The sequence below is a fragment of the Jiella sonneratiae genome (assembly GCF_017353515.1).
Lineage (GTDB): Bacteria > Pseudomonadota > Alphaproteobacteria > Rhizobiales > Rhizobiaceae > Jiella > Jiella sonneratiae.
Window position 1 is genome coordinate 1 of sequence record NZ_JAFMPY010000051.1, and the last position, 5,000, is coordinate 5,000.

1 protein-coding gene, 2 tRNA genes and 2 rRNA genes (1 of these 5 running past the window's edge) are annotated in these 5,000 nt (G+C 58.2%); all 5 read left to right on the forward strand.

Annotated elements, in window-relative coordinates:
- The first annotated feature begins 106 nt into the window (after positions 1 to 106).
- A complete protein-coding gene (locus tag J1C47_RS23170) occupies positions 107 to 301 on the forward strand; it encodes a hypothetical protein (RefSeq protein ID WP_207353179.1) in 195 nt (64 codons plus the stop codon).
- 50 nt (positions 302 to 351) lie between these two features.
- Positions 352 to 1,837: ribosomal RNA gene (locus tag J1C47_RS23175) — 16S ribosomal RNA — on the forward strand.
- Positions 1,838 to 2,205: 368 nt separating this feature from the next.
- Positions 2,206 to 2,282 (forward strand) — tRNA-Ile (locus J1C47_RS23180).
- A gap of 228 nt (positions 2,283 to 2,510) precedes the next feature.
- Positions 2,511 to 2,586: transfer RNA gene (locus J1C47_RS23185), tRNA-Ala, on the forward strand.
- A 699-nt stretch (positions 2,587 to 3,285) separates the two neighbouring features.
- Positions 3,286 to 5,000, forward strand: a 23S ribosomal RNA gene (locus J1C47_RS23190) (it continues 1,561 nt past the right edge of the window).
- Together the 16S and 23S rRNA genes with 2 tRNA genes alongside form the textbook arrangement of a ribosomal RNA operon.

The window sequence follows — 5,000 nt, forward strand, 5'->3', positions numbered from 1 at the left end:
TCTTTGACATTGTTGGTATTGGAGACAAGAAAGAGAAGCGTGGGCGGCGCGGGTTTTGCGGCTCATCCTTGCCGGTATCCTTTCCGGTATGGGGTGAGTTTGTGAGATGGCCCTGGCCGTCACGGACTTCTCTTTGGATGAGAATGGTCTCTCCGGTCTGTTTGACGGTTTGTTCGTTTCGCAAGGGACGGACGGGTCGTCGTGGCTGGAGGGCATGGCGTTTTCGGTCGCCGGGTTCGCAGGATTGCGGGCCGGGCATTTGGCATGGACTTTCGGGCTTTTGCCGGGCCGGGGATGCTGAAGAAATTCTCGTCAAGCTTTGAGACAGTGACGGCTGGGACAACTCTTATCAAACCTGAGAGTTTGATCCTGGCTCAGAACGAACGCTGGCGGCAGGCTTAACACATGCAAGTCGAACGCATCCTTCGGGGTGAGTGGCAGACGGGTGAGTAACGCGTGGGAATCTACCCTTTTCTACGGGATAGCTCCGGGAAACTGGAATTAATACCGTATAAGCCCTTCGGGGGAAAGATTTATCGGGAAAGGATGAGCCCGCGTTGGATTAGCTAGTTGGTGGGGTAATGGCCTACCAAGGCGACGATCCATAGCTGGTCTAAGAGGATGATCAGCCACATTGGGACTGAGACACGGCCCAAACTCCTACGGGAGGCAGCAGTGGGGAATATTGGACAATGGGCGCAAGCCTGATCCAGCCATGCCGCGTGAGTGATGAAGGCCCTAGGGTTGTAAAGCTCTTTCACCGGTGACGATAATGACGGTAGCCGGAGAAGAAGCCCCGGCTAACTTCGTGCCAGCAGCCGCGGTAATACGAAGGGGGCTAGCGTTGTTCGGAATTACTGGGCGTAAAGCGCACGTAGGCGGACATTTAAGTCAGGGGTGAAATCCCGGGGCTCAACCCCGGAACTGCCTTTGATACTGGGTGTCTCGAGTGTGGTAGAGGTGAGTGGAATTGCGAGTGTAGAGGTGAAATTCGTAGATATTCGCAGGAACACCAGTGGCGAAGGCGGCTCACTGGACCACAACTGACGCTGAGGTGCGAAAGCGTGGGGAGCAAACAGGATTAGATACCCTGGTAGTCCACGCCGTAAACGATGGAAGCTAGCCGTTGGCGGGTTTACTCGTCGGTGGCGCAGTTAACGCATTAAGCTTCCCGCCTGGGGAGTACGGTCGCAAGATTAAAACTCAAAGGAATTGACGGGGGCCCGCACAAGCGGTGGAGCATGTGGTTTAATTCGAAGCAACGCGCAGAACCTTACCAGCTCTTGACATGCCACGACGGTTCCCGGAGACGGGTTCCTCCCTTTGGGCGTGGACACAGGTGCTGCATGGCTGTCGTCAGCTCGTGTCGTGAGATGTTGGGTTAAGTCCCGCAACGAGCGCAACCCTCGCCCTTAGTTGCCAGCATTCAGTTGGGCACTCTAAGGGGACTGCCGGTGATAAGCCGAGAGGAAGGTGGGGATGACGTCAAGTCCTCATGGCCCTTACGGGCTGGGCTACACACGTGCTACAATGGCGGTGACAGTGGGCAGCCAACCAGCGATGGTGAGCTAATCCCAAAAAGCCGTCTCAGTTCGGATTGCACTCTGCAACTCGGGTGCATGAAGTTGGAATCGCTAGTAATCGTGGATCAGCATGCCACGGTGAATACGTTCCCGGGCCTTGTACACACCGCCCGTCACACCATGGGAGTTGGTTCTACCCGAAGATGGTGCGCTAACCTAGCAATAGGAGGCAGCCAGCCACGGTAGGGTCAGCGACTGGGGTGAAGTCGTAACAAGGTAGCCGTAGGGGAACCTGCGGCTGGATCACCTCCTTTCTAAGGACGATCCCTCACGGCGTCCGGTCCATCAGGCCCTCGGGTCTGGTCCGCCGGACTTCCCGTATCGGATTGTTTTAGAACAAAGGTGCCGATAGTCAGTCGGTACCGCTGAAATACGAAGCGCTCACGAAGCGGACTTACGGGTCTGCCTACGGCGTGAAGGGCAAAGCCCCGCCGCCTTCGTTTCTCTTTCTTGTCAGGATGATGAATATCTGCCGAGCCGGCGTTTTCGACGCGGACTGAGCAGAATGTCATGGCGCCGTCATCGGAGCTTGGCATTCGTAGGCCGAAGGCCGTCGCCGCTTCTGCGGCGCGCCCGCGCAGCTGATCGCCTCGGCGATCTGGCGTGAGCGAGAAAACCTCTCGGGCCCGTAGCTCAGTTGGTTAGAGCGCACCCCTGATAAGGGTGAGGTCGGTAGTTCGAATCTACCCGGGCCCACCATTTTGGTGAGAGGTCGGATCGAGGATTGCATCGTGGTGCCGACCAAAATGGTGGGCCCGGGCAGCTTTCCTTGTCTGTCTGTCCTCGCTTCGCTGCGGGCAGACGGGCCGGGCCCACCGGGTTTCGGCTGGAAGGGCGCCTCTTCGGTAGGCCGAATGGCCGTCGCCGATCGCTCGGCGCCCACACGGAGCCGATCGCGCAGCGATCTGGCGTGAGTGCAAACAACCCGGGGCCTTAGCTCAGCTGGGAGAGCATCTGCTTTGCAAGCAGAGGGTCATCGGTTCGATCCCGATAGGCTCCACCATTCTGAAATGGTCGGCGAAGCCGATCGATCGCATGTCGATCGAAATGGAAGAATGCCGGAGCGCCTACGGCGCGAAGGCCGACCAATAGCGGTTGACGCATCATCCACAGACAAGAAGCAAAAGTTTGCCGCATCGCTCCCTCGTGAGCCTTGCGGCCTGATCTCCAAACCATCGTGAAGAAGAAGACGGATCTCGAAGGATCGTCGCCAAAGTCTCCGCAAGGAGGCTGCCTCCTACTCCGGGGCGCTGCGAAAGCGGCACGCGCGGTTCTGTCGGTGAAGGGTTCCGGATGAGGGTTCATCGCCTTCGTCCGGGTCATAACGGCCCTTTGCCATGGATCGGTGTTGCCTGACCGCACACCGTCGGGGTTCGTCTCGAGAAGCTGGTCTTTCGTCAGTCGGGTTTAGCCACCCGGCTGACAATCAAGGCACCGCTGCAGGACGTTCGTCCGGGTTGCACGCCCGGCGGATGTTTGCGGTGCCGAACCAAGAATGATCTCTGTTCGATGATCTTCTCTCTTGTTTGAGCGGCTCGAATGGCTGCCGGACGGGGCGCCGAACCGAGGACGAAAGTCCGAGGCAAGGCCGAACGGCCGTCGGCCCTGATGGGCCGCGCCCCACGCAGCGCCTCGCGCGTGAGTGGGCAAACAAACCGGCACGGCCCTTGGGGCCGCGCCGATGATCATCGACGATGAGAACGATCAAGTGTCTGAAGGGCATTTGGTGGATGCCTTGGCATGCACAGGCGATGAAGGACGTGATACGCTGCGATAAGTCATGGGGAGCTGCGAATAAGCTTTGATCCGTGAATTTCCGAATGGGGCAACCCACCTTCGACTACCGTTAAGTCTAAACTGCTCGCTCACGGCAGATCGCTTCGCGATCGCCTGCGCGGGCGCGCCGCAGGAGCGGCGGGCCGCAGTCGCGGCCTGACTGCCGTGCTCCCTTGAAGGGCGAGCGGCAGCCAGAGCCCGAACGGGCGACGGGCCTCATGGCCCGCCCACGCGGAGGGCCTTCGGCCCGTGAGCGGTTTAGATTAACGGTAGTCAACGAAGGTATCTGACTCTGAATCCATAGGGGTTAGAAGCGAACTCGGGGAACTGAAACATCTCAGTACCCGAAGGAAAGGACATCAACCGAGACTCCGTTAGTAGTGGCGAGCGAACGCGGACCAGGCCAGTGGCCTCGTATGAGAGAAGCCGAACACGTTGGAAAGCGTGGCGAGATCGGGTGACAGCCCCGTAGGCGCAAGGCTCTTCGAGGTCCTCGAGTAGGGCGGGACACGTGAAATCCTGTCTGAACATGGGGCGACCACGCTCCAAGCCTAAGTACTCGTGCATGACCGATAGCGAACCAGTACCGTGAGGGAAAGGTGAAAAGCACCCCGACAAGGGGAGTGAAAGAGAACCTGAAACCGAATGCCTACAAACAGTCGAAGCCCGGTCTTCAAATCCTTCGGATTTGAGACGGACTTCTCCTGATTTTTTGTCTCACGCGCCGAACGCGGGTCTTCGACCCGCTGGCGCTGCGACGGCGCGCCGAACGATCGGCGACGCGCGGTCGCGCTTGCGGTGCCTTCGCACCGGGGCGCCTTGTTCTCCTTAGGTTGGAGAGGAGGTTGCCTCGAAGCCTGAAAGGCTTCGCAAGGCCGAACGGCCGTCGCGCCTGATGGCGCGCAAGCCAAGCGGGCGGATGCCCGCGCCGGCGATTGAGGCCCAGAAAAAATCAGACGGAAGCCGGTCACCAAATGCGAAGCATTTGATGACCGGGTGACGGCGTACCTTTTGTATAATGGGTCAGCGACTTAGTCTGGCGAGCAAGCTTAAGCCGATAGGTGTAGGCGCAGCGAAAGCGAGTCTGAACAGGGCGTTCAGTTCGTCGGATTAGACCCGAAACCGAGTGATCTAGCCATGAGCAGGCTGAAGGTGCGGTAACACGCACTGAAGGGCCGAACCCGCATCTGTTGCAATAGATTGGGATGACTTGTGGCTAGGGGTGAAAGGCCAATCAAACTCGGAAATAGCTGGTTCTCCGCGAAATCTATTTAGGTAGAGCGTCGGACTTATTCTCCAGGGGGTAGAGCACTGGATGGGCTATGGGGACTCACCGTCTTACTGATCCTAACCAAACTCCGAATACCTGGAAGAACTATCCGGCAGACACACGGCGGGTGCTAACGTCCGTCGTGGAGAGGGCAACAACCCTGACCACCAGCTAAGGTCCCCAAGTTATGGCTAAGTGGGAAAGGATGTGAAGTTTCCAAAACAACCAGGATGTTGGCTTAGAAGCAGCCATCATTTAAAGAAAGCGTAACAGCTCACTGGTCTAAACAAGAGACTTTGCGCCGAAAATGTACCGGGGCTCAAGCCATACACCGAAGCTGTGGACTCCTTAGGGAGTGGTAGCGGAGCGTT

Bases quoted from the DNA above. Each gene is read 5' to 3' on its own strand.
- J1C47_RS23170 (WP_207353179.1), top strand. From the start codon at position 107: ATGGCCCTGGCCGTCACGGACTTCTCTTTGGATGAGAATGGTCTCTCC.